Annotated in this window: 26 protein-coding genes and 1 riboswitch; of the genes, 17 read left to right on the plus strand and 9 right to left on the minus strand. The window is 52.5% G+C overall.

Features of this window, described 5'->3' with window-relative positions; genetic code table 11:
- Positions 1-6 precede the first annotated feature (6 nt).
- On the plus strand, positions 7-972 hold the full coding sequence (locus NMQ00_RS05195; protein ID WP_255178232.1) for an L-lactate dehydrogenase: 966 nt from the start codon (positions 7-9) through the stop codon (positions 970-972).
- Positions 973-1,008: 36 nt separating this feature from the next.
- Here the strand turns inward: NMQ00_RS05195 and NMQ00_RS05200 are convergent, their stop codons facing one another.
- Positions 1,009-2,373: an alanine/glycine:cation symporter family protein gene (locus tag NMQ00_RS05200; protein WP_441294616.1), complete on the minus strand. Its 1,365-nt coding sequence runs from the start codon at positions 2,371-2,373 to the stop codon at positions 1,009-1,011.
- A 111-nt stretch (positions 2,374-2,484) separates the two neighbouring features.
- On the opposite strand from NMQ00_RS05200, the gene NMQ00_RS05205 reads away from it, so the two are divergent.
- The 8 genes from NMQ00_RS05205 to NMQ00_RS05240 all read left to right on the plus strand — a co-directional run bounded on the left by NMQ00_RS05205 (position 2,485) and on the right by NMQ00_RS05240 (position 9,500).
- Positions 2,485-2,757, plus strand: a complete 273-nt coding sequence (locus NMQ00_RS05205) for an acylphosphatase (RefSeq protein ID WP_255178234.1) — start codon at positions 2,485-2,487, stop codon at positions 2,755-2,757.
- 241 nt (positions 2,758-2,998) lie between these two features.
- Positions 2,999-4,318, plus strand: a complete 1,320-nt coding sequence (gene brnQ / locus NMQ00_RS05210) for a branched-chain amino acid transport system II carrier protein (RefSeq protein ID WP_255178235.1) — start codon at positions 2,999-3,001, stop codon at positions 4,316-4,318.
- A 114-nt stretch (positions 4,319-4,432) separates the two neighbouring features.
- Positions 4,433-5,614, plus strand: coding sequence for an MFS transporter (locus NMQ00_RS05215; protein WP_255178236.1), 1,182 nt, complete (start codon positions 4,433-4,435; stop codon positions 5,612-5,614).
- Between the two features lie 17 nt (positions 5,615-5,631).
- Positions 5,632-6,477 (plus strand): DUF72 domain-containing protein, encoded by an 846-nt coding sequence (locus NMQ00_RS05220; RefSeq protein WP_255178237.1) that lies wholly within the window; start codon positions 5,632-5,634, stop codon positions 6,475-6,477.
- A 29-nt stretch (positions 6,478-6,506) separates the two neighbouring features.
- Positions 6,507-7,832 carry a bifunctional metallophosphatase/5'-nucleotidase gene (locus NMQ00_RS05225; protein ID WP_255178238.1) on the plus strand — a complete coding sequence of 442 codons (1,326 nt, stop codon included), beginning with the start codon at positions 6,507-6,509 and terminating at the stop codon, positions 7,830-7,832.
- A gap of 48 nt (positions 7,833-7,880) precedes the next feature.
- A complete protein-coding gene (locus tag NMQ00_RS05230; protein WP_021065508.1) occupies positions 7,881-8,261 on the plus strand; it encodes a YutD family protein in 381 nt (126 codons plus the stop codon).
- A 155-nt stretch (positions 8,262-8,416) separates the two neighbouring features.
- Positions 8,417-8,722, plus strand: a complete 306-nt coding sequence (locus NMQ00_RS05235) for a hypothetical protein (protein ID WP_255178239.1) — start codon at positions 8,417-8,419, stop codon at positions 8,720-8,722.
- Between the two features lie 103 nt (positions 8,723-8,825).
- Positions 8,826-9,500 carry a DUF975 family protein gene (locus NMQ00_RS05240; RefSeq protein WP_255178240.1) on the plus strand — a complete coding sequence of 225 codons (675 nt, stop codon included), beginning with the start codon at positions 8,826-8,828 and terminating at the stop codon, positions 9,498-9,500.
- Positions 9,501-9,620: 120 nt separating this feature from the next.
- Here the strand turns inward: NMQ00_RS05240 and NMQ00_RS05245 are convergent, their stop codons facing one another.
- Together NMQ00_RS05245 and glpX are read right to left on the minus strand one after the other, a co-directional pair.
- Entirely contained in the window at positions 9,621-10,988 is a 1,368-nt protein-coding gene (locus NMQ00_RS05245; protein WP_214794160.1) for an IS1182 family transposase, read from the minus strand.
- Positions 10,989-11,260: 272 nt separating this feature from the next.
- Entirely contained in the window at positions 11,261-12,241 is a 981-nt protein-coding gene (gene glpX / locus NMQ00_RS05250; protein ID WP_255178241.1) for a class II fructose-bisphosphatase, read from the minus strand.
- Positions 12,242-12,398: 157 nt separating this feature from the next.
- Between glpX and NMQ00_RS05255 the strand changes: the two genes are divergently transcribed.
- On the plus strand, positions 12,399-12,842 hold the full coding sequence (locus tag NMQ00_RS05255) for a DUF86 domain-containing protein (RefSeq protein ID WP_255178242.1): 444 nt from the start codon (positions 12,399-12,401) through the stop codon (positions 12,840-12,842).
- 4 nt (positions 12,843-12,846) lie between these two features.
- Positions 12,847-13,617 carry a TIGR01457 family HAD-type hydrolase gene (locus NMQ00_RS05260; protein ID WP_255178243.1) on the plus strand — a complete coding sequence of 257 codons (771 nt, stop codon included), beginning with the start codon at positions 12,847-12,849 and terminating at the stop codon, positions 13,615-13,617.
- A gap of 34 nt (positions 13,618-13,651) precedes the next feature.
- On the opposite strand, the gene NMQ00_RS05265 is transcribed toward NMQ00_RS05260, so the two are convergent.
- The gene (locus NMQ00_RS05265; RefSeq protein WP_228617585.1) at positions 13,652-13,909 is read right to left on the minus strand and encodes a NifU family protein; all 258 of its coding nucleotides are present in this window, start codon (positions 13,907-13,909) and stop codon (positions 13,652-13,654) included.
- A gap of 96 nt (positions 13,910-14,005) precedes the next feature.
- Between NMQ00_RS05265 and NMQ00_RS05270 the strand changes: the two genes are divergently transcribed.
- Positions 14,006-14,299, plus strand: coding sequence for a DUF1462 family protein (locus tag NMQ00_RS05270; protein ID WP_138859124.1), 294 nt, complete (start codon positions 14,006-14,008; stop codon positions 14,297-14,299).
- A gap of 38 nt (positions 14,300-14,337) precedes the next feature.
- Here NMQ00_RS05270 and NMQ00_RS05275 read toward each other — a convergent pair whose 3' ends face one another.
- Positions 14,338-15,768: a S8 family serine peptidase gene (locus tag NMQ00_RS05275; protein ID WP_255178244.1), complete on the minus strand. Its 1,431-nt coding sequence runs from the start codon at positions 15,766-15,768 to the stop codon at positions 14,338-14,340.
- A gap of 237 nt (positions 15,769-16,005) precedes the next feature.
- Positions 16,006-17,061 carry an NAD(P)/FAD-dependent oxidoreductase gene (locus NMQ00_RS05280; RefSeq protein WP_255178245.1) on the minus strand — a complete coding sequence of 352 codons (1,056 nt, stop codon included), beginning with the start codon at positions 17,059-17,061 and terminating at the stop codon, positions 16,006-16,008.
- Positions 17,062-17,158: 97 nt separating this feature from the next.
- Here NMQ00_RS05280 and NMQ00_RS05285 point away from each other — a divergent pair, with 97 nt between their 5' ends.
- The 4 genes from NMQ00_RS05285 to NMQ00_RS05300 all read left to right on the plus strand — a co-directional run bounded on the left by NMQ00_RS05285 (position 17,159) and on the right by NMQ00_RS05300 (position 19,435).
- Entirely contained in the window at positions 17,159-17,395 is a 237-nt protein-coding gene (locus NMQ00_RS05285; RefSeq protein ID WP_021065517.1) for a YuzB family protein, read from the plus strand.
- Between the two features lie 210 nt (positions 17,396-17,605).
- On the plus strand, positions 17,606-18,817 hold the full coding sequence (locus tag NMQ00_RS05290; RefSeq protein WP_255178246.1) for a NupC/NupG family nucleoside CNT transporter: 1,212 nt from the start codon (positions 17,606-17,608) through the stop codon (positions 18,815-18,817).
- Between the two features lie 63 nt (positions 18,818-18,880).
- Complete coding sequence (locus NMQ00_RS05295) at positions 18,881-19,021, plus strand: hypothetical protein (protein WP_255178247.1); 141 nt, start codon at positions 18,881-18,883, stop codon at positions 19,019-19,021.
- A gap of 33 nt (positions 19,022-19,054) precedes the next feature.
- Positions 19,055-19,435: a 2'-5' RNA ligase family protein gene (locus NMQ00_RS05300; protein WP_255178248.1), complete on the plus strand. Its 381-nt coding sequence runs from the start codon at positions 19,055-19,057 to the stop codon at positions 19,433-19,435.
- A 100-nt stretch (positions 19,436-19,535) separates the two neighbouring features.
- Here NMQ00_RS05300 and NMQ00_RS05305 read toward each other — a convergent pair whose 3' ends face one another.
- Together NMQ00_RS05305 and NMQ00_RS05310 are read right to left on the minus strand one after the other, a co-directional pair.
- A complete protein-coding gene (locus tag NMQ00_RS05305; protein WP_214794160.1) occupies positions 19,536-20,903 on the minus strand; it encodes an IS1182 family transposase in 1,368 nt (455 codons plus the stop codon).
- Positions 20,904-21,176: 273 nt separating this feature from the next.
- Entirely contained in the window at positions 21,177-21,764 is a 588-nt protein-coding gene (locus tag NMQ00_RS05310) for an ECF transporter S component (RefSeq protein ID WP_255178249.1), read from the minus strand.
- 159 nt (positions 21,765-21,923) lie between these two features.
- A riboswitch (FMN riboswitch) is annotated at positions 21,924-22,065 on the minus strand.
- 97 nt (positions 22,066-22,162) lie between these two features.
- On the opposite strand from NMQ00_RS05310, the gene NMQ00_RS05315 reads away from it, so the two are divergent.
- Positions 22,163-22,519: a HesB/IscA family protein gene (locus tag NMQ00_RS05315; RefSeq protein ID WP_255178250.1), complete on the plus strand. Its 357-nt coding sequence runs from the start codon at positions 22,163-22,165 to the stop codon at positions 22,517-22,519.
- Between the two features lie 42 nt (positions 22,520-22,561).
- Here NMQ00_RS05315 and NMQ00_RS05320 read toward each other — a convergent pair whose 3' ends face one another.
- Positions 22,562-22,804 (minus strand): hypothetical protein, encoded by a 243-nt coding sequence (locus tag NMQ00_RS05320; protein ID WP_255178251.1) that lies wholly within the window; start codon positions 22,802-22,804, stop codon positions 22,562-22,564.
- Positions 22,805-22,871 lie beyond the last annotated feature (67 nt).

Genomic DNA, 22,871 nt, shown 5'->3' on the forward strand with positions numbered 1-22,871 from the left:
CGATATATGGAAACGATTGATCCAAAAGACATCACCCGCATCGCCGTCGTCGGCGCCGGGTGGGTCGGTATCAGTTTCGCCTATCAACTGTCGATGGCGGCGCTCTGTGAAGAGCTCGTCTTGATCGACTCGAACCACGCCAAGGCCGAAGGGGAGGCGATGGACCTCAACCATGGCATCTCGTTCGCCCCGAGCCCGGTCCGCATTTGGGCGGGGGAGTACGCGGACTGCCGTGACGCCGATATCGTCGTCATCACGGCCGGTGCTGCTCAAAAGCTCGGTCAGACCCAGATGGACCTGGCTGAACAAAATGCGGTCGTCGTCCGTGACGTCACGAAACAAGTCATGGCGAGCGGATTCGACGGCATCATCGTCGTTGCGACGAACCCGGTCAACGTGATGGCGCACGTCGCCTGGAAGGCGTCCGGCTTGCCAAAGCACCGCGTCATCGGTTCGGGTACGGTGCTTGATACGGCCCGTCTTCGTTATAAGGTCGGCGAGTACTTCGACTTGTCATCACGGAACTGCCATGTCTATTACATGGGCGAGCATGGCGCCGGGGGATTCGTCGCCTGGGACAATGCCCGCATTTATGGGAAGTCGATGAAGCAGTTACTTGAGGAGAATGAATCGTACCGCCAAGAAGATTTGGACGCCATCTATCAAGACGTCCGCGATGCGGCGAATCAAATTATCGAATATAAGAGCGCGGCGTACTACGCGATTGGGCTCGGTCTCCTCCGGATCGTTCGCGCCATCGTCCGGAACGAGAACTCCGTCGTGACGATCGGTGCCCATCTCGACGGCGAATACGGGGCCTCTGAGCTTCATATCGGCGTACCGGCCATAATCGATCGGACCGGTATCCGCCAAATCATCGAGATCGAACTGACGGACGAAGAACAACAACAGTTCGACGCCTCAGTCGGTCGGATTCGTCAAGCCATTGATAAAATTGAATCGACCTCATAATAAAAGACCCGGCTGCCCATGCAGCCGGGTTTGTCGTTACGACGCCTTCTTCTCGGCGACGTCTTTCTTATAATATTTCTCGGACGTGAAGAACTCGGTCGTCAAGCGCTTCACTTCGCCGCTCAACATCAAGACGGCGATCATGTTCGGGATGAGGATCATCGCGAGCATGAAGTCGAGGAAGTTCCAAATCATTTGGGCGCCGCCAATCGCACCGATGACGATCGAGGCGATATAGACGACTTTCATCAACTTCCCTGCAGTCAATCCGAACAAGTACTCGGCTTGGCGCGACCCGTAGAAGATGATGACGATGATCGTCGACAAGACGAAGAAGATGAGCGAGATCGTGACGAGCAGGCTGCCCGTGTAACCGAAGTACTCTTGGAATGCGATCGTCGTCAAGGCGGCCGGATCATTCATAGCGCCGTCCTGTGTCCATACACCGGAAGACAAGACGACGAACGCCGTCGTGCTACAGATGATGAGCGTATCGATGACGATCCCGATGACGGCCCAGAAGCCTTGACGGACCGGATGATCGGTTTGAGCGGCCGCATGGGCGATCGGTGCCGTCCCGAGTCCCGCTTCGTTCGAATACAGACCGCGCGCGAAGCCCCAACGAATCGTCTCGGCGATCGCGGCACCGGCGAAACCGCCGAGGGCGGCCATCGGTTGGAACGCGTACGAGAAGATGAGCCCGAGCACTTCCGGGATTTGCGAGAAGTTCATCAAGACGATGATGAAACCGGCACCGACATAGACGAGCGCCATCGCCGGGACGATGACTTCCGTCACTTTAGCGATCCGCTTCACTCCGCCGAAGACGACGAGGGCGACGAGACCCGCGACGATCAACCCGGTCACGAGCGTATTACCGTTGAACGTCTCACGGACGGCCGAACTGACCGCATTTCCTTGGACCATGATACTCGGGATGAGTTCAATCATGAGAGCGAAAGCGAACCATGAGGCGAGCCATTTCAATTTCAAGCCTTTGGCCATATAGTAGACGGGACCGCCCACGAATTCCCCGGCCTCGTTCTTCTCACGGTAGCGAACGGCGAGGACGCTCTCCGAGAACTTGATGGCCATCCCGACGACGGCGATGACCCACATCCAGAAGATGGCCCCGGGACCGCCAAACATGATGGCGGCCGGTACCCCGATGATGTTGGCGGCACCGATCGTCGACGATAGGGCCGACGTCAGCGCTTGGCGGGGACTGATGTCACCTTCGCCTTTTGGTTTTTTAAAGACACTGCCTAACGTTTGTTGCAATATGTATAGCGGGTATCGGAATTGAAAGAAACCTAAACGTATCGTCAAATAAAGTCCAGATAAGACAAGTAATGAGATGATTGGCACTCCCCATAACCAATCAGAAAACGACGTCACCATATTCACAAGTTGTTCCACATCACCACTCCTATCCATTATTTTACTTAAATATTATTTCCTAACTATAGGGGTATTAAACATGTTATTTCATATACGAGGAGGAATACACTTATGAAACAAGCACAACATTTAATCGTATCAGGCCGTGTCCAAGGGGTCGGTTTCCGCTATTTCGCGCAAGCGACAGCACTAGAATATGGCATCACGGGCTGGGTCCGAAACTTGAATGATGGGACGGTCGAACTTCAAATCGAAGGAGACACCGAGAGACTAGAATCGTATAAACGTGCCTTATATGATGGCAATCGCTTCGTTGGGGTCGAGCAGATCGAAGCGGATGACGCGACGGTCGAATCGCATCGGAAATTTGATATCCGTTATTGACCATTTCTTTCATAAACAGCAATCACGTGTCATTCATTCGCCGATAATTTGTAAATTGAGGGAACGGTTCCATACAATAAATCCACATTTCAAAAAAATAAACATCATTTTTAAGGATAGGGTGGTCAAAAAAGTGAAAGTGTGTATAATGAAATAGACCAAGCGCTTTATTGTCAGAAAATTTAGTCATTTGATTCATTGGGTAACACGGAAGGTATTACATGTATGTGGAGGTAGTTGTATGAAAAAATCGACATTATTCCCGTTAGCGTTTACGATTTTCGCATTATTCTTCGGGGCCGGGAACTTGCTGTTCCCACCGATGCTAGGTGCGATGGCAGGTGAGAACCTCGTCCCAGCCCTAGTCGGCTTCGTCATCACCGGCGTCGGGCTACCATTACTCGCGCTCTTCGCAGTCGCGCGGGTCGGCGGTGGATCTGACCAAATCGCTCGGTACATTCCGAAGCGACTTGCGCTCGTCTTGACGGGATTAATGTACGTGGCAATCGGGCCGTTCTTCGGGATTCCTCGGACGGCAGCGGTCACGTATGAGATGGGCGTCGTACCGTTCCTCGGTGCGCCATCTACGCTCACGCTCGCAATCAGTTCAACTGTCTTCTTCGGTTTAACGTTCTTCTTGACGTTACGTGCTCAAAAATTGATTGAAGTCATCGGACGCATCATCACGCCAATCCTCTTGCTCTTGCTTGCGGCAATCGGAATCACGAACCTCGTGGCTCCACTCGGGAAGCCAAGCGCACCGGCAGCAGGATATGAGACGTGGGTCGGTGCCCTCGGTGAAGGCTTCAAACAAGGCTACTTGACGATGGACGTCTTCGGTGCTCTCGTCTTCGGGGCCATCGTGCTCGTCACGCTCAAGGCGAACGGCATGACAGACCAAAAAGAAGCGTCATCGCTTCTTCGCACGTCAGGCTTGCTCGCTGTCACGTGTTTGATGCTCGTCTATATCTCGCTCGGATCGATCGGAGCGAATATGACTGGCCAAACGGGGACGACAGATGGCGCGAGCTTGCTCCAAGCGTTCGCTGGTACGTCATTCGGACAAGTCGGAATGCTCGCCCTCGGGGCAGCGGTCTTCCTCGCTTGTTTGACGACAGCGGTCGGACTCATCACCGAGTTCTCACGCTTCATCAGCAACACGTTCGAGTCACTCAAGTATTATCAAGTCGTTATCGCGACGACGTTGTTCGGCTATCTCATCTCGCTCGTCGGACTCGGTACGTTGATTCAAATCGCGGTACCGCTTCTCACACTCTTGTATCCGGTCATGATCGCACTCGTTCTCGTGTCGATCACAGAACGGATTCAACGCAACCCACACGTCGCCATGAAGGCGACGGTGTACACGGCTCTCGTGTTCTCGCTCTTCGAGACGACACACGGTTTGGCGCCGTCGGCTGCAACTGAATGGATCACGAACTTACCGATGGCTGAGATCGGGCTCGCCTGGGCGGTTCCAACGTTGATCGTGTATGTGATCACGCTTTTCTTACCGAAACAACGTTCCAATCAATCACTCGCTCAATCACGCATCTCATAAGCAAGTGAATGAACACCCATCCTCTGGTCAAGGATGGGTGTTTTGCTGTCTTATCGTTTGCTCATTTCATTCAGCAACAAGTAAAATGAAAGGATGAAAAGGAAGTGACATACATTGACCACTAAACAAAAGAAACAATTGGCGATTCTCATGTTGAACATGTTCATCGCTGTAGCAGGATTCGGGATCATAATTCCGATCATTCCTGATTATTTGAAGATGATCGGCGAGGGCGGCACTGCTGCCGGTCTCATGATCTCGGTCTTCGCCGGAGCCCAGTTGCTCATGTCACCAATCGCCGGGAAATGGGCAGACGTTTACGGGCGCCGTCCGATGATTATCTTGGGTCTGATCGGCTTCACCGTCTCAATGGGCGTTTTTTACTTATCTGACAACCTGACCGTCCTGTTGATTTCACGGGCGATTGGCGGTGTCGGGGCCGCTTTATTAATTCCAGCCATCTTTGCTTACGTGGCTGATATCACGACGCTCAAACAACGGGCGAAAGGGAACAGTTATATTTCCGCGGCAATGTCGCTCGGGATCGTCATCGGACCAGGAATCGGCGGCTTCTTCGCTGAATTTGGTTTGAAGGCACCGCTACTCTTGTCGGCAATCGTGTCGTTCGTCGCCGTCATCTCGTCGATCCTTCTATTGAAAGAACCGGATCGGGAACCGTACGTTCAAACGAACGAGAGCGAGTCGCTGCCGCGCCAACTCGTGTCGTCGACACGAAAGCCGTACTTCTTCGTGCTCGTCATCAACTTGGTCATGGCGTTCGGTCTGATGGCGTATGAATCCGTCCTCGGGCTGTTCGTCAGTGAGACGTTCAGCGCGACGCCGCAACAAATCGCGGTCATGATCACCGGCACAGGCATCGTCAGCGTCATCGTCCAGCTGTTTGCCGTCGACCGTCTCGTCTCGGTGCTCGGGGAGATCAAAGTTGTGCTCATCTTCATCATGCTCGCCGCGCTCGGCTTTTTGTTCTCGCTGTTCGCCGGCTCTTATGCGATCTTCTTCGCGGTCACGTTGATTATCTTCTTGTCGACATCGATTCTACGACCGGTCTTGAATACGCTCGTGTCGAAGATGGCCGATAAGGAACAAGGATTTGCGATGGGGATGAACAACGCCTATATGAGCATCGGCAATATCGTTGGACCGACGCTCGCCGGGATCGCGTTTGATATCGATATGCGCTATCCGTTCGTGATGGGACTCGTGCTATTGCTCGTGACGTTCGCCGGAACGTTGAATTGGTCGAAGCGGAAAGCGACGGCCACGTTCGAACAATGATATAAGGAGGAAATGTGATGATTTATGTCGGTGTGACGGGGTGGGGCGACCACGATCTGCTCTATACGACCCCGGAAGAACGAAAACATAAACTGTCGACCTATGCGGGTCATTTCCCGACCGTGGAAATTGATTCCTCGTTTTATGCGATTCAACCCGTGAAGAATTACGAGAAGTGGAACCAGGAGACACCTGAGACGTTCCAGTTCATCGTTAAAGTTTCCAGGGAAATGAGCGGACATGACCGCGAACCGAAGCTCCCGCTCGCCGAACTGTTTGAACGTTACCGAACGTCCGTTGAACCGCTCAAACAGGCCGGAAAGCTACGGGCCGTCCTCGTTCAGCTGCCGCCGTGGTTTGACGTTTCGAAGCCGCACCTCGATTATTTGCGGACGATTCGTGACGAGTTGAAGGATTATAACATCGCGATCGAGTTCCGGAATCCGACGTGGTTCTCTGAGGCGTTCCGGGAGCGGACGCTCGCCTTTTTAGCGGAGCAACGCTTCATCAATACGATTTGTGACGAGCCGCAGACGAAAGAGAGCAGCATCCCGTTCGTCCCGGTCGTGACCAATCCGGACGTGGCCGTCGTGCGCTTGCACGGTCGAAATACTGCCGGTTGGCTCAGAAAACCGGGGATGACGAGTCAAGAGTGGCGTCATGTCCGTTGCTTGTATCGTTACAGTGAAGACGAACTGCAAGAACTTGCGGCGTCCTTGCGCCAAGTCGACGCAGCGGCGAAGTCGGTGTATGTCTACTTCAACAACAATTCGGCCGGGGACGCAGTGCCGAACGCCAAGCGGTTGATCGAGATTCTTGGGGCCGAATATGAGCTCGCCCCGAGCCAAATCAGCCTGTTCTAGGAAGGGGAATCGTCTTGAGAACGATCACGATGTATCATTATAATGACTTGCATTCGAAATTTCATAACTGGCCGCGTCTCGTCTCATTTTTAAACGAGCACCGGACAGAAGAGACGCTCGTCTTCGATCTCGGTGACCATGCTGACAGGACCCATCCGGCAACGGAAGTGACGCGCGGACAAGTGAACGTCCGCCTGCTCAACCGTGTCCAACCGACGGCGGTCACGATTGGCAACAATGAAGGCATCACGTTCCCACATGACTGGCTCGCCCATCTGTACGATGACGCGGCGTTCCCGGTGTTGCTCGCGAACGTCTATCATGCGGACGGTACGAGACCCGATTGGGCGACGGAGACGCTCATCGTCGAACGCGACGGGCTCCGCATCGGACTGTTCGGCGTGACGGCACCGTATGAAGAACTTTATCCGGAGCTCGGCTGGGCCATCGAAGCGCCGCATGTGGCGACGAAACGGGCGCTCGAGACGCTCCGAGACTGTGACGTCGTCATCACGCTCAGTCATCTCGGCTTCTATGCCGATGAACGACTCGCCGAGGCGTTCCCGGAAATCGATGTCATCCTCGGGGCCCATACCCATCACGTGCTCGATGATGGGGTCGACACGAACGGCGTCTTGATCGCCCAGGCCGGCAAATACGGGCAATACGTCGGGGAAGTGCAACTCACGCTCGATGGGAACCGCATCGTCGAGAAGCGGGCTTGTTTGCATGATTTGACGGAACGGGGCACGGATGAAGATACGGTTACGACATTACAGGAGGAATATAGCCAAGCCGAGCGGTTGCTCGATGTGACGATCGCCGACACCCCGGGTTATCCGAGTGACTGGTTTGGCCCGTCCGCCATCGGGGAGCTGTTGGCAGGCGGACTGGCAGACTGGTGTGACGCGGAAGTGAGTGTGATACCGGCCGGGGTCCTGCTAGAAGGGTTACGGCCCGGTCACGTCACGCTCAATATGCTTCACCGCATCTGTCCGCACCCGATCAACCCTTGTCTCTTGACGCTTGACGGAGCGACGCTAATCCGCTTTTTAAACGATGTTCAAGAAGAAGCGTTCACAACGATGCACGTCCGCGGCCTCGGGTTTCGCGGGACGGTGCTCGGTGCCCCGGTCGTTCACGGTCTCGAGTTGAGACATGGTCGCTATTACGTCCACGGTCAGGAAGTCGAGCTCGACGAGACGTATCGTGTCGCCACGGTCGACATGTTCACGTTCGGTCCGCTCCTTCCATACTTGGCTGATCAGACGAAACGTTACTTTATGCCGGAACTGCTCCGTGACGTATTGAGGGAAACGATCGTGACGCGTCACAAGGTCGTTCGAAAAGGATAGGGACGGGGCCGATCGGCATGATATGATAGGGAAGTGGAGGTGTGAAATATGATTAGAGTGAATCGCCACGGCTATACCGTCATCGAAGAAAAACGGGACGGTTTTGACGAGGAGGCATTCATCGCACGCTATAGCGACGTGCTCGATAAATACGATTATATCGTCGGCGATTGGGGCCACGGACAACTTCGGTTGAAAGGGTTCTATGAGACAAAGTCCAAGTTCGCGACGTATGACAATCGAATCGATCACGTGATGGATTACGTGTATGAATACTGTAACTTTGGGTGCCCGTTCTTCGTGCTCAAAAAAGAGACGGAAATCGATGAGGCAGAAGACGGTCCGGTCTTCGGCGGCACGAAACAACCGCTCAAACTGAAACGCAAATTCAATAAGTCGGAAGAAGCAGAACCTTCGACCGGAACATGACGCGCTGATGACATCAGCGCTTTTTTATTACATTTATTTTCCAAATGTTTCTTTTAGGTGAAAAGACGGTGTGACAGGTTTAGGGATGGGAAAATTGTGATAACTTATAAATAAGGTATATGTTTCTGTTCGGGTTTTGGAAGTGAGGTGGAAGTATGCAACACGTACAAACGACAACCGTCGGTGACCGCGATGACGTCCATAACCGGATTCACAATCTCGGGTTGGGTTTACTTGCGATGTTGTTCTTCGGGTTAGGGAGTATCATGACGTTCTACTTCACGGCCGCAGTCCTTCTATATGAAGTTGTTCACGTCTTACTGATCCGCCGCTTTGAATATCGTCAGGCGTTTCTGAGAAGTCGCTCGTTTAAACTTATTTCGTTGGTGGCAGTGGCCACAGGTGTGCTCTTATTTATCATATCGATGTCACAGTTTTTCATGGGCAATGTGATGTATTGAAGGGGAGGGAGAAACCTTTTTCCCTTTTTTCGTGTTTTTTTGAAACTTTTCTTGAAGTGATGACGTACACTTAGGAAAGACCTCATAAAAAGGATGATGAAAAATGACTGCACAGTTAAAGCAACATGCACAAAAAATGTTAACCGGAAAGCGTTGGTTGATGGCCGGACTATTGATTTTATTCGTCGTGTTGAACGGGATTCCACAATCGTTCGCACCGCCTGTACCTGTAGACCCGGAAGCGATTCCGACAGCGGCAGACACGGGACTTATGTTCTTGTCGCTTCTTCTCACTTTGTTGATTGCACCGCTCACGATTGGCTGGGCGTGGCTTGTTCTTTCTGTTTCGCGCGGCGATAAGCCCGCCATCTCGACGTTGTTCGAGCCATTCAAAAAGGGTTACGTCAAGCACGTACTCGCCCCGTTCTTCATGGGACTGTTTATCTTCCTTTGGACGTTGCTCCTCGTGATCCCGGGAATCATCAAAGGTTTCTCGTACTCGCTCACGTATTACATCTTGCGTGACCAGCCGGAATTATCGGCCCTCGAGGCGATCACAGAGTCACGCCGTATGATGGATGGACATAAGATGGACGCGTTCAAACTTGTCCTCTCGTTCATCGGTTGGTTCTTCGTCGGGGTGTTCACGCTCGGGATCGGCTTCTTGTATGTCTACCCGTACTTCACGACGACGTACGCGACGTTCTACGACTCGATTCGTCAAGCGGAACGACCACAGACAAACCATGCCGGAACGGATTTCGAACAAGGATTCTAAACGAAAACCTCCGCTCATCAAGAGCGGAGGTTTCAGATTGTAGACAAAGTCACGTTTCAGGCGAACTGAAACGTGACTTTGTCGTTTTCGGGCCTTTAGGCGCTCTGCCCGATCCCCTTTTCAGGCGGGCTGGGCGTTCTTCCATGCCCAGCCCGCCATCTTCTTGAGATTGAGGGCAGCAAAAGTAAGCATCGCCTGCATTGAAACTTTTTCAAGTCCCCGATAACGGGTCCAACGCATGCCATGCTTCTCTTTTGCGTCCGCGAACACGCGCTCGACCGTCTGTTTACGACGGTCATAGATGTTGCGGTTCAATTCCGTGTGGCGGAGGTCTTCGACCTCGTCCATATAGGGTTGCCAGAGGTGTCGCTCGATTATCCGCTGGTGCTTCTGGCTCTTCGTGCACTGCTCGAGCAGCGGGCAGTTCACACAAACCGCGGGATTCGAGACGTACTTGCGTTTCCCCTCGCGCATCGTCGTACTGTACGTTAATAACTCGTTGTTTGGGCAGATGTAGACGTCATGGTGCTCGTCGTAGATGAAATCCTTGGTCTTGAAGGCGCCCTTCTTACCCTTCGGGCGAGTGTATGGGAAGACCGGCAGGATCCCACGGTCAATCAGCAGCTTGGCAATAGCCGGATTTTTATAGGCGGAGTCGGCAGCGACGGCGAACGGTTGAATCAGGCGGTCGGAGACCTTGTCGAGCAGATCGGGGAACGCCACACTATCGTGCACGTTACCCGGTGTGACGATAGCACCGAGCACGAACCCATGGGCGTCGCTCGCCGCATGGACAGAGTAAGCGAACTGCTTCTCACGCTCACCTTTTACGTAATATCCACTCTCAGGGTCTGTCGTGCTGACCTTGATTTCCTTCGTCTCCTCCGCCTGATTCTTTTTTGGCCCTAAGGGCTTCTTTCCACTTTCTTCGCGGTCTCGCTCGACCTCGGCATCGAGTTGTTCCTGATAGTGTTTCACCTCTTGCCGGACGGTCTTCTTGACGAGCTTCCGCTTGTTTGCGTTCGCTTTGACGTGTGTCGAGTCTACGAATAGGACGGCGCGATCGATGAACCCTGCGTCCGCAGCCTGTTCAAGGATATGATAGAAGATGTCGTCGAATAAGCTCGTGTACTGAAACCGACGCACATAGTTCTTCCCAAACGTCGAGAAATGTGGCACCTTGTCCGTGAATCCGAACCCGAGAAACCAACGGTATGCGACGTTCGTCTCGATCTCACGAATTGTCTGTCGCATGGATCGGATACCGAACAGGTACTGAAGGAAGGCCATCTTGATCAGGACGACAGGGTCGACGCTTGGCCGGCCACGGTCCTCAGAATATAAGTCCTCCACGAGCGGATAGATGAACTCAAAGTCGATCACCGCCTCGATTTTTCGGACCAGATGGTCCGCTGGCACAAGCTCGTCGAGCGTGACCATCTCCAGTTGTGTCCGATTGGTTTCCGATTCTGTTGATTTCCTGATCATCCGATTCGCCTCCATAATTGTTTCTATATCTCTCATTATAAAAAAGCGACGACGGTACGAAAAGAGAGATTGATGCGTGGGCCGACTGCGGGCACGGCGAGACTTCCAGGGGATTAGCAAGCAAAGGGAGACCCAGCAGCGACAAAGTCGCGATGCGGCTCCCTGCTTGCCCCCAGAAAAGCGAGCTGTGCCCGGTCGGGCAAATAAAAAAGACTGCAGACAATGTTTTGTCTACAGTCTGAAACCTCCGCTCATCAAGAGCGGAGGTTTTATTATGCGTTGACTTCTTGTTTTTGAAGGTATGGCTTGAGTGACAACGTGTGCTCGGCAACGACTTTACGAATCGTCTTCGTCTTCGAGCGCATGACGAGCGACGTCGTCTCGACGATATCGTCCGTCAAGAATTTGACGCCGTCGAGCAGTTCGCCTGACGTGACACCTGTCGCCGCGAAGATGCAGTCATCGCTCTTAATAAGATCGTCAAGGGTGAGCAGTTGGAGCGGGTCTTCGATGCCCATCGATATGACGCGTGCCGTCTCTTCTTCGTTCATCGGGTGAAGGCGGGCCTGCATGTCGCCTCCGAGCGCTTTGACGGCCGCTGCCGTGATGACGCCTTCCGGGGCGCCGCCCGTGCTGATGAAGATGTCGATCGGGTTCGATTTGACGGCCGCCGCGATTCCGGCTGAGACGTCTCCGTCTTCGAACAGCTTGACGCGGGCGCCCATGTTCATCGTCGCTTGGCGCAAGTGTTCATGGCGATCGCGGTCTTGCATGATGACCGTCACTTCTTCAATTCGCTTGCCGTTATAGAGGGCCGCTTTCTCGATGATTGATTCGAGCGGTTCGTCGAGTGAAACTTTCCCTTTTAAGTTTGGTCCGACGACGAGTTTATCCATATACATATCTGGTGCGTGGAGGAGGGCGCCTTTATCTGCGACCGCGATGACGACCATCGCGTCCCCGAGTCCTTTGGCGACGATGGATGTTCCTTCGAGCGGGTCGACCGCGATATCCACTTCCGGTCCGAACGTCGTCCCGAGCCGCTCGCCGATATAGAGCATCGGTGCCTCATCAAGTTCACCTTCACCGATGACGACAGTGGCATCCATATTGACGGTCCCGAGCACTTCACGCATCGCCGATGTGGCTGCATCATCGGCCTCGTTTTTTTGACCACGACCGATCCATTTCGATGAGGCAAGTGCTGCCGCCTCGGTTGCTCGTACGATCTCTAGCGCTAATTCTCGTTCCATAGTGTTGTACCTCCACGTGATATCTATTTAATGTGTCATACTAATTATTATGTTAATCCGTGAATTAGTGTATCACAATTACTTAAATGATGTAAATAGGAGAGATTCTTTTCTCGAGCGTGAAAAAAGATTACTATAGGAGACAGGGGGGATTCCGATGTATTTTGTGAACAGAGAAAAGATTAACGAGACGTTGGCCCATATGGAGACGATGCTCGATCGACTCAATCAATTAGAAGGGGACGCTTTCACGGTCGAACTGGCGAAACAACGGTTGGCCGTCCACTTGATGGAAGGCGTGATTGACGTCGGCAACTCGATGATTGATGGCTTCATCATGCGCGACCCGGGCAGTTATGAGGACATCGTCGATATCTTGCTCGATGAGCGTGTGCTCGATGCCGAGACGGCCGAAGCCGCGAAAGCGCTCGTCGGATTACGGGCCCATTACGTCCGGGAGTTCGTCACGGCAGATTCGGCCCGGTTCGACGCTTGGGTCGAGCGCTATAAAGCAACATTCGAGGCATTCCCAAAGCAGGTCCGACGCTATGTAGAAGTAGAGCTCGGTCCTGTATCAGCATTTTTACCAGAAAGCGAGTGATTGGATGAATCCGATTAAAGGATACTTATTTGACTTAGACGGCACGATGTATGCGGGGACGGCCCCGATTCAAGCAGCGGTCGATTTCGTCAATCGACTCGAAGCGACGGGTTTCCCATACTTGTTCGTCACGAACAACGCGTCGATGACGCCTGAACAAGTGGCGGACAAACTCGTCTCGATGGGCGTCCATGTGACGCCTGAACACGTCTTGACGAGTGCGATGGCGACGGCCCGTTACATCGAGAAGATGACGCCGGGCGCGACGATTTATATGATCGGGGAAGATGGCTTGCGTTTAGCGCTTGAAGAACGCGGCTTCCACGTGACGGAAGAAGCGAAGGCGGACTACGTCGTCGTCGGGCTCGACCGCCATATCACGTACGAAAAGTTGGCGAAAGGTGCGCTCGCCATCCGTGCCGGCGCTCGATTTATCTCGACGAATGGCGATATCGCCATCCCGACCGAACGTGGCTTTTTACCGGGGAATGGGGCGCTCACGTCGGTCTTGGCTGTGACGACGGAAAAAGACCCGTTCTTTATCGGCAAACCGGAACCGGTCATGGTCGACATCGCCCTTGAGATGATAGGCCTCACGAAAGAAGAAGTCGTCATGGTCGGGGACAATTACCATACCGACATCTTGTTCGGGATCAACGGCGGGATTCGGACGCTCCACGTCAACTCAGGCGTGCACGGTCCGGCGTTTATCCAGGAACAAGAAAAGCTCCCGACCTATATGGTCGAGAGCTTGGACGAATGGACGCATGCATGAAAAAAAGGGATGACATGATTGTCTCCCTTTTTGTTTAGAATACTTGTTCGACTTCAACGATGCCAGGTACTTCTTCGATGAGCGCGCGCTCAATCCCGGCTTTCAATGTAATTGTTGAAGATGGGCAGCTGCCGCACGCACCCATCAAACGAAGTTTGACGATGCCTTCTTCTACATCAACGAGTTCGACGTCACCGCCGTCGCGAAGCAAGAACGGGCGTAATTTATCGAGTACTTCTTGGACTTGATCAAACATTTCCATGGTATCTACCCCTTTCTGGTTCTCTTTCATTCTAGCAAGTTTGAGATTGTTTCTCAATCATTAACGCTGAGCGTTTTGTGACGATACGACTTCTTGATTTTTGTATAATAGAAAAGAAGAGGGGGAATGGACATGAAAATCACGGTATATGGGGCCGAGGTGCAGTGTGCAAGCTGCGTCGGGGCACCGAGCTCGATCGAGACGTACGAATGGTTACAAAGTGCGCTCGCCCGGAAATATCCGGACCAGGCGTTCGAATTCGAGTACATCGATTTCGAGACGGCGGACGACGACATCGCCGAAGCGATCAAGCAAGACGAGTGGTTTTATCCGCTTGTCCTCTTGAATGGGGAAGTCGTGGACGAAGGGGTCGTCCAGTTACGTAAAGTCTACTCGGCCATCGAGCAGACGACAGCATGAAAAGAGTCGAGCGACGATTGTCGTTCGACTCTTGTTCGTTATAGAAGACTGAACGATGATGTCGCCGAACCGGCCGTGTAGCCAGTGAGCGTCGCGTCAGATTTTACTTGATACGTACCGCGCTGTGACGAAGAGCTCGTCGAGAGTGTGAACGTGATCGCACCCGTCGAACTTGTCTTGCCTGTTCCTGTGAGCGTCGCGCCGTTTGGCTGTGTGACCGTCAAACGGACGTCTGCGTTCGCGACTGCTTGGCCGTTCGAGTTCCGGACCGTTGATGAGATCGAGACGACTTCACCAGCGTAGTAAGTTGATTTCGATGTCGATACTGTCGTCGTGAGCGCTTGGACCGGTTGCGTCGTGCCGCCAGAAGTCGGTGCCTGAACGAGTCCGTTCCCGAACCAGGCGTCGCGTCCAGCTACGCCAAGGTCGATCGAATCTTGTGACAGTTTCGTACGGAGTTGCGTGCTCGACAACGTCGGGAACGCTTGTTTCATAAGGGCGAGGTTGCCAGCGACGTAAGGTGTCGCCATCGATGTCCCGCTCATTTGGCCGTAACCGCCATTAGAAAGTGTCGAGTTGATGCCCACACCAGGTGCCGCGACTTCGACCGTGCTACCTGTCGCCGAGAACGAGGCGCGGTTGTTGTTAATGTCCGTCGCTGCGACAGCGATGGCCGAGCTGTAACGGGCCGGGTAGTTGACGAGGTCGCCGGAACCATCAGCGCGTCCGTTGTTACCGGCTGCCGCGACGACGAGAATGCCCGCGTTGTTGGCGCGATCAACAACTTGTTGGAGGGTCGTCGACGGACTAGTCGTTCCGAGACTCAAGTTGATGACGTCCATATCGTTCGTGATCGACCAGTCAATCCCGGCGATGATACTTGAGAGGCTACCACTACCGTTGGCCTCGAGTGCCTTGACGGCATAGATGCTCGCCTCATGGGCGATCCCGACGGTGCCGATGCTGTTGTTACGGGCCCCGATAATCCCGGCAACGTGCGTACCGTGACCGTTATCATCCGCATACGAGCTCGTGACCGTACTGAACGAGGCACCACCAGCAATCGTCAAATCAGGGTGTGGCGAGATCCCAGTATCGACAACCGATACTTTTACACCTTTCCCGGTGTAGCCGCTCTGCCAAGCCGATGGAGCTTTCAACTTCGGGATACCCCAGTCTTGTGTCTGGTTCTCGATTTGTACTGTTTGATCGACTTCGACATGGGCGACGTTCGGGTTGTTCTTCAAGCCATTCAAGGCAGCCTTCGGCACTTTGAGCGCTGCGGCCGGAATGTTTTTATACTGTTGGCGAACTTCCATGCCTTCGATCGAGAGCGGGATGTTCTTCGCCGATTCCTTGAAGACGACGATGACGCGTTCTTTTCCTTTGTCTGGAGCGGCTTCAGCAGCTTCCGGGACGGTTGACAAGACGAGCAATGAGGCGAGGACGGTGCTACAGATTTTTTTCAACTTGTTTCCTCCTTTAGGTTATGTAGGCGAGGTGACACGAAGTCGTTCGGCCGTGTTCATAGAGTAACAAGTTTTCCCATCGGGTAGAATATGTCAATCGAATCAATAATCTGAATATTTAGATAAGGGATTAGGGGATTCAGATACAAGACTTTTGACTCAACGTCTTGGCGGCTGAACGGCAAATCAGCCACGAGGCACAAAAAAAGGCCGACCAAGATGGCCGACCCGCGCATGTTATTTAATGACTTTATGTTTCCAGAGAATTCCGGACTTGAGCAATCGTGCGACTTTTCCAGTGAGCGACTGTTTACCCATGAAGACGCCGAAACCGGCTTTCTTCCCGAGCGAACCGAGCGTGCCGCGTAATTTGATGTCCGGTAAGTCCGGATAACTGACGCCTTTCCATTTACAGAGCAACACTTGGACGATTTGCTCGGCCTGTGCTTCCGCGAGTTGACCCGAAGGTGCATACGGCAGGCTGGCGTTGTCCCCGACGACGAAAATGTCGGGCTGTTCAGGGACATAGTGGTGTGGCGTCAATTTGACACGTCCGCCTCCGTCGAGTTCCCAACCTTGGTTGCGGACGACGGCGACTGGTTGAATCCCGGCCGTCCATACCGTCAAGTCAGAAGCGAAGAGCTGCTCATGGTTCCACAACCCATCGGCGTCGACTCGGACGATGTTCGAGTTGTTGATGACTTCGACACCGTGCTCTTCGAACCAAGACTGGACGTACATCGAGACACGATTGGAAAGGAATGATAAAACGGACGGGCCGCGGTCGAACAAACGGACTGTCAAGTCGGGACGACTCTCACGCAGTTCACTGGCGAGCTCGACGCCGGACAGGCCGGCACCGACGATCGAGACGATCGATCCCGGAGATAAGCCGTTGATCGCTTGCTGGGTCTTGCGTGATTCTTCTAATGTTTGGATGCTGTACGTGAACTCGGCGGCACCAGGCACGTTGTGATACTTGTCCTCGCAGCCGAGTCCAATGACGAGGTCGTCATACGGTACTTTTTCCCCGCTTGCGAGCAGGACCATTTTATCTCCCGTATCGATATCGGTGACTTGGCCGTATATGTAGTCGACCTCTTCTGGAAAATCGATGCGGATGTCACGGTCGGACACGGTCCCCGCTGCAAGTGCATAATACTCTGTTTTTAACCCGTGGTAAGGTAGACGGTCGATGAGTGTGATCGATACGTCCTTCAGCTGATGGCCGAGGACGCGTTCGATTACACGCATACCCCCGTAACCGCCTCCCAAGACGACTAATTTGCGCATAAAAATCCCCCTTTGTTACACTTCAACTGTATCATGTTATAATACGCCGTAGAAGAACCATTTTCCTGCTTTGAAGGAAAGGGGAAGGGTGAATGATATGATGAATCCGATCATTGAGTTCTGTGCCTCCAATCTAGCGATGGGCTCGCAAATCGCCCGCGCCAAATTAGAGTCCGATCCAGACCTAGATGTCGTCGAATATGGCTGTACGGGCTACTGCGGCGTCTGTTCGCTTGACTTGTTTTGTCTCGTCGATGGTGAGGTCGTGACCGGGGATACACCGGAACAACTCGTGACGAATGTATATGAAAAAATTGAAGAAATGGCTTGGTGAAAAAGTTTGAAGTTCGTTCAAACTTTTTTTATTTTGACTGTTTTGACCCGTTGCATTTTTAAAATGGGTCTGGTATATTCAAAGAGGTTCGAATGTAGGTTGTCTGACGTTTAACAACAGAAAAAGAAAGCGTTTCAAACGGTAGGACACATCTCGATTCGGGTATATCACATTATCAGGTTTCCCCAATATGAAAGGAGCACAACACCAATGAATATCATGAGCGTGGTTGGTATTTTGGCACTAATTGGAATCGCTTACATCTTCTCGACCAACCGTAAAGCCATTAAATGGCGTACTGTCCTTGCCGCTTTCGCAGTACAGTTTACGTTTGCTTTCCTCGTCCTCTTCACTACAGTAGGACGTAACGCGTTAGAATGGATCTCAAGAGGCGTGCAAAACGTCTTGAACACGGCAAACGCCGGAATCAGCTTCGTCTTCGGTACAGCTGTCGGAGGAGACAACTTCGTCTTCGCCTTCCAGGTGTTGACGATCATCGTCTTCATGTCGTCACTCATCGCACTTCTCTACTATGTAGGTGTCATGCAATGGGTTATCCGTATCCTCGGTACAGCCCTCGCCAAAGCACTCGGCACGTCACGTAAAGAGTCGCTCTCAGCAACAGCGAACATCTTCGTCGGTCAGACGGAAGCGCCGCTCGTCATCAAGCCTTACCTTCCAACGATGACACAATCGGAACTCTTCGCCGTCATGGTCGGTGGTCTTGCCTCGGTTGCCGGTTCAGTTCTTGCTGGATACGCTGCTCTTGGTGTACCGCTCGAGTACTTGCTCGCAGCGAGCTTCATGGCTGCGCCAGCTGGTTTGATGTTCGCGAAGATCATCGTGCCGGAAACAGATGTACCGGATGACGATATCGAAATCGCTGAAGATGAAGAGAACAAAGCAGCAAACTTCGTCGATGCAGCCGCTCGCGGTGCCTCTGACGGTCTCTTCCTTGCGTTGAACGTCGGTGCGATGCTTCTCGCCTTCGTTTCATTGATTGCACTCGTTAACTTGATTCTTGGTGGAATTGGTGGCTTGTTCGGTTTCGACGGCCTCACACTCCAATTGATTCTTGGTTACGTGTTCGCACCACTCGCGTTCGTTATCGGTGTACCATGGGCAGATGCTGTACAGTTCGGTAGCTTCCTTGGTCAAAAGCTCGTCTTGAACGAATTCGTTGCCTTCTCTGAATTCGCACCAATCATCGGTTCGGGTGATCTCTCAGCACGTACGGAAGCCATGATTGCATTCGCGCTCTGTGGATTCGCCAACATTTCGTCGCTCGCCATCCTTCTCGGTGGTCTTGGTGGAATGGCGCCAAACCGTCGGAACGATATCGCGCGCATGGGTGTCCTCGCGATTCTCGCAGGTACGCTTGCAAACTTGATGTCAGCGACACTCGCTGGTCTTCTTCTCTAATCAAACACGATATACTCAGAGTGATCACTTCGGTGGTCACTCTTTTTTAAGGAGGAATGCCATATGTATGGAATGATAGCGCTTTTTGATGAACAAACTGAGAAACGAATTCAAGGGGTGTGGGAAGGCTTAAAACAAGAGGGAATTACTTCTTACGCATATGACGTCTCGAATCGAGAACCTCATCTGACATTAGCTAGTTAAAGTAGTTTGAATGTTGAGGCGTATATCGAACTGATGGACAGTCATTATCAAACGCGGGAGGTCGTCAATCTAGCGTTTAATACGTTAGGTACCTTTATTCAATCGGGTGCGCTGTTTCTGTCACCTACTGTTTCATCTGGATTGAGAGAACTTCATTCCGAGCATCATCGTATATTTGAGAAATTTAACGATAACCCTGAGTCTCTATATTTGCCGGATTCATGGATTCCGCACTGTACGCTGGCAAACAGATTGTCTAGAAAAGAGATGAAAGATGCTTTTGAATATTGTACCGACACTTTAAAACCGATAGTTGGAAAAATTGTAGAGGTGGCCTTGATTGAACTTGTGACGCCGAGCGAGGTTCAAATTGTGCATTCGGTATCTTTAAAGGAACAAAAGCACCTAGACTGATGTCCAGGTGCTTCAGATTGTAGACAAAGTCACGTTTCAGGCGAACTGAAACGTGACTTTGTCGTTTTCGGGCCTTGAGGCGCTCTGCCCGAGCCCCTTTTCAGGCGGGCTGGGCGTTCTTCCATGCCCAGCCCGCCATCTTCTTAAGATTGAGGGCAGCAAAAGTAAGCATCGCCTGCATTGAAACTTTTTCAAGTCCCCGATAACGGGTCCAACGCATGCCATGCTTCTCTTTTGCGTCCGCGAACACGCGCTCGACCGTCTGTTTACGACGGTCATAGATGTTGCGGTTCAATTCCGTGTGGCGGAGGTCTTCGACCTCGTCCATATAGGGTTGCCAGAGGTGCCGCTCGATGATCCGCTGGTGCTTCTGGCTCTTCGTGCACTGCTCGAGCAGCGGGCAGTTCACACAAACCGCAGGATTCGAGACGTACTTGCGTTTCCCCTCGCGCATCGTCGTGCTGTACGTTAATAACTCGTTGTTTGGGCAGATGTAGACGTCATGGTGCTCGTCGTAGATGAAATCCTTGGTCTTGAAGGCGCCCTTCTTACCCTTCGGGCGGGTGTATGGGAAGACCGGCAGGATCCCACGGTCAATCAGCAGCTTGGCAATGGCCGGATTTTTATAGGCGGAGTCGGCGGCGACGGCGAACGGTTGAATCAGGCGGTCGGAGACCTTGTCGAGCAGATCGGGGAACGCTACACTATCGTGCACGTTACCCGGTGTGACGATAGCACCGAGCACGAACCCATGGGCGTCGCTCGCCGCATGGACCGAGTAAGCGAACTGCTTCTCACGCTCACCCTTCACGTAATATCCACTCTCAGGGTCTGTCGTGCTGACCTTGATTTCCTTCGTCTCCTCCGCCTGATTCTTTTTTGGCCCTAAGGGCTTCTTTCCACTTTCTTCGCGGTCTCGCTCGACCTCGGCATCGAGTTGTTCTTGATAGTGCTTCACCTCTTGCCGGACGGTCTTCTTGACGAGCTTCCGCTTGTTTGCGTTCGCTTTGACGTGTGTCGAGTCGACGAATAGGACGGCACGATCGATGAACCCTGCGTCAGCAGCCTGTTCAAGGATATGATAGAAGATGTCGTCGAACAAGCTCGTGTACTGGAACCGACGCACATAGTTCTTCCCGAACGTCGAGAAATGTGGCACCTTGTCCGTGAACCCGAACCCGAGAAACCAACGGTATGCGACGTTCGTCTCGATCTCACGAATCGTCTGTCGCATGGATCGGATACCGAACAGGTACTGAAGGAAGGCCATCTTGATCAGGACGACAGGGTCGACGCTTGGCCGGCCACGGTCCTCAGAATATAAGTCCTCCACGAGCGGATAGATGAACTCAAAGTCGATCACCGCCTCGATTTTTCGGACCAGATGGTCCGCTGGCACAAGCTCGTCGAGCGTGACCATTTCCAGTTGTGTCCGATTGGTTTCCGATTCTGTTGATTTCCTGATCATCCGATTCGCCTCCATAACTGTTTCTATATCTCCCATTATAAAAAAGCGACGACGTTACGAAAAGAGGGATTGATGCGTGGGCCGACTGCGGGCACGCGAGACTTCCAGGGGATTAGCAAGCAAAGGGAGACCCAGCAGCGACAAAGTCGCGATGCGGCTCCCTGCTTGCCCCCAGAAAAGCGAGCTGTGCCCGGTCGGGCAAATAAAAAAGACTGCAGACAATGTTTTGTCTACAGTCTGAAGCACCTAGACTGATGTCCAGGTGCTTTTCGTTTACGCTTGAAGTTGCATGCGTTGGCGTTCGATCCACGGCTTCAATTTGAGGAAGAGTGGGACGAACAAGGCGCTGATCAACAAAGCCTTAATGAAGTTGAACGGCAAGATACCGTAAAGGACAAGGTCCGTTTTAACTGCCGGTTGCGCCATCTCGGCCATACCGAAGAAGAACGCGTAGGCTGGCAAGATGAGCAAATAGTTCAAGATCGCCAAGCTGAGTGCCATCGTGATCGTACCGGCCACGAGACCTGAAGCGAGCGCTTTATTCGTTTTACGTTTATGGTAGAACCATGCGACCGGATACATGAAGGCGACACCTGCAAAGAAGTTCGCGACTTCACCGACCGGAACGCCGCCACCGTTGAAGACATAATAGAGGACGTTTTTAAGAGCGACGACCACGACACCTGCGAGTGGGGAGAACACGATTCCGGCGACGAGCGCGGGAATGTCACTGAAGTCCACTTTTAGGAACGGTGGTAGGAAAGGCAGCGGGAAGTTAAAGAGCATGAGGACAAAAGAAATGGCCCCGAGCATCGATAGCGTCACCAGTGTAGTTAATCGTTTGTTGCGCGTTGTTTTCATCAAAATCTCTCCTTTTGTCGCTCCTTGATGAATGGCACCCGTCGCATAGAAAAACCCGATTGTATCAAACAATCGGGAGAGTTTACGCGCATACGAAATAGATGTTCTCCTACGTGTTTAGACCACGCCAAAGAAAACATCCGGATATCGGTCGGATGCCGCCATCTTCTCCCATCCAGACTTTACTGTCGGCTTTCGAATCTCACGAAATCAGCAAGCAACGCCTTGCTCGCTCACGGGCTGAGAAGATCATATCTTCAATACCGCCGGTCGGGAATTTCACCCTGCCCCGAAGATGGAACGATTTAATTTTTTTTGTTACAGTTTAGTTATACAAGATATTTCACAAAATCACAAGTCAGTTGACTTGAAGTGAAGATAAATGAGGAGGAGTTCAGATGATTCATTTGACAGAGTCAGCCGCATTACAAGTCATCGACATGATGAAACAGACCGAACGCCCTGAAGCCCAATATTTACGGATTAAAGTGCAAGGGGGCGGATGCACGGGTCTTTCCTACGGTATGGGATTCGATGAAGAGAAGTCAGAGAGGGACGTCCAGTTTGATCACCACGGCGTCCGCGTTATCGTCGCCGAAGCCGATCACGGCGTTGTCGACGGGCTCGAGATCGACTATAAGCAGTCGATGCTCGGAGGCGGCTTCACAATCAAAAATCCGAACGCCATCGCCACGTGCGGTTGCGGCTCGAGTTTCCGGACGGCGTCGAACGCCGGGACACCTGGAGATTGCTAAACGAAAGGCCAATCGTGTGGAGACGATTGGCCTTTTTTCGATTCAGTCGGTTTCTTCCATCAAAATCAAGCGAATCACTTTTGACGTCGCGTCTAGTTCGATTTGATGTTGCCACGGGCGGAACGCAGAGATGGTGCATGTGTCGTTCGTAATGCGAAATGAACAGACGCTTTCTTCTTCTTGGTCAAGTACCGAGTAACGGCTGAAGTCCGATAAACTTTGATAGATGGCGTATTGTTTCGGCACCTCACACGTCCATCCTTTTTCTAACATAATCTGATGCATACCCTCGCCTCTTTCTTCTTTGTATATATAAGAATAACAAAAAGATTCAAGGAAGTGGAAGATTAGT

Origin of the sequence: Exiguobacterium aurantiacum, assembly GCF_024362205.1 — a bacterium.
In the GTDB taxonomy this organism is placed as follows: Bacteria; Bacillota; Bacilli; order Exiguobacteriales; family Exiguobacteriaceae; genus Exiguobacterium; species Exiguobacterium aurantiacum_B.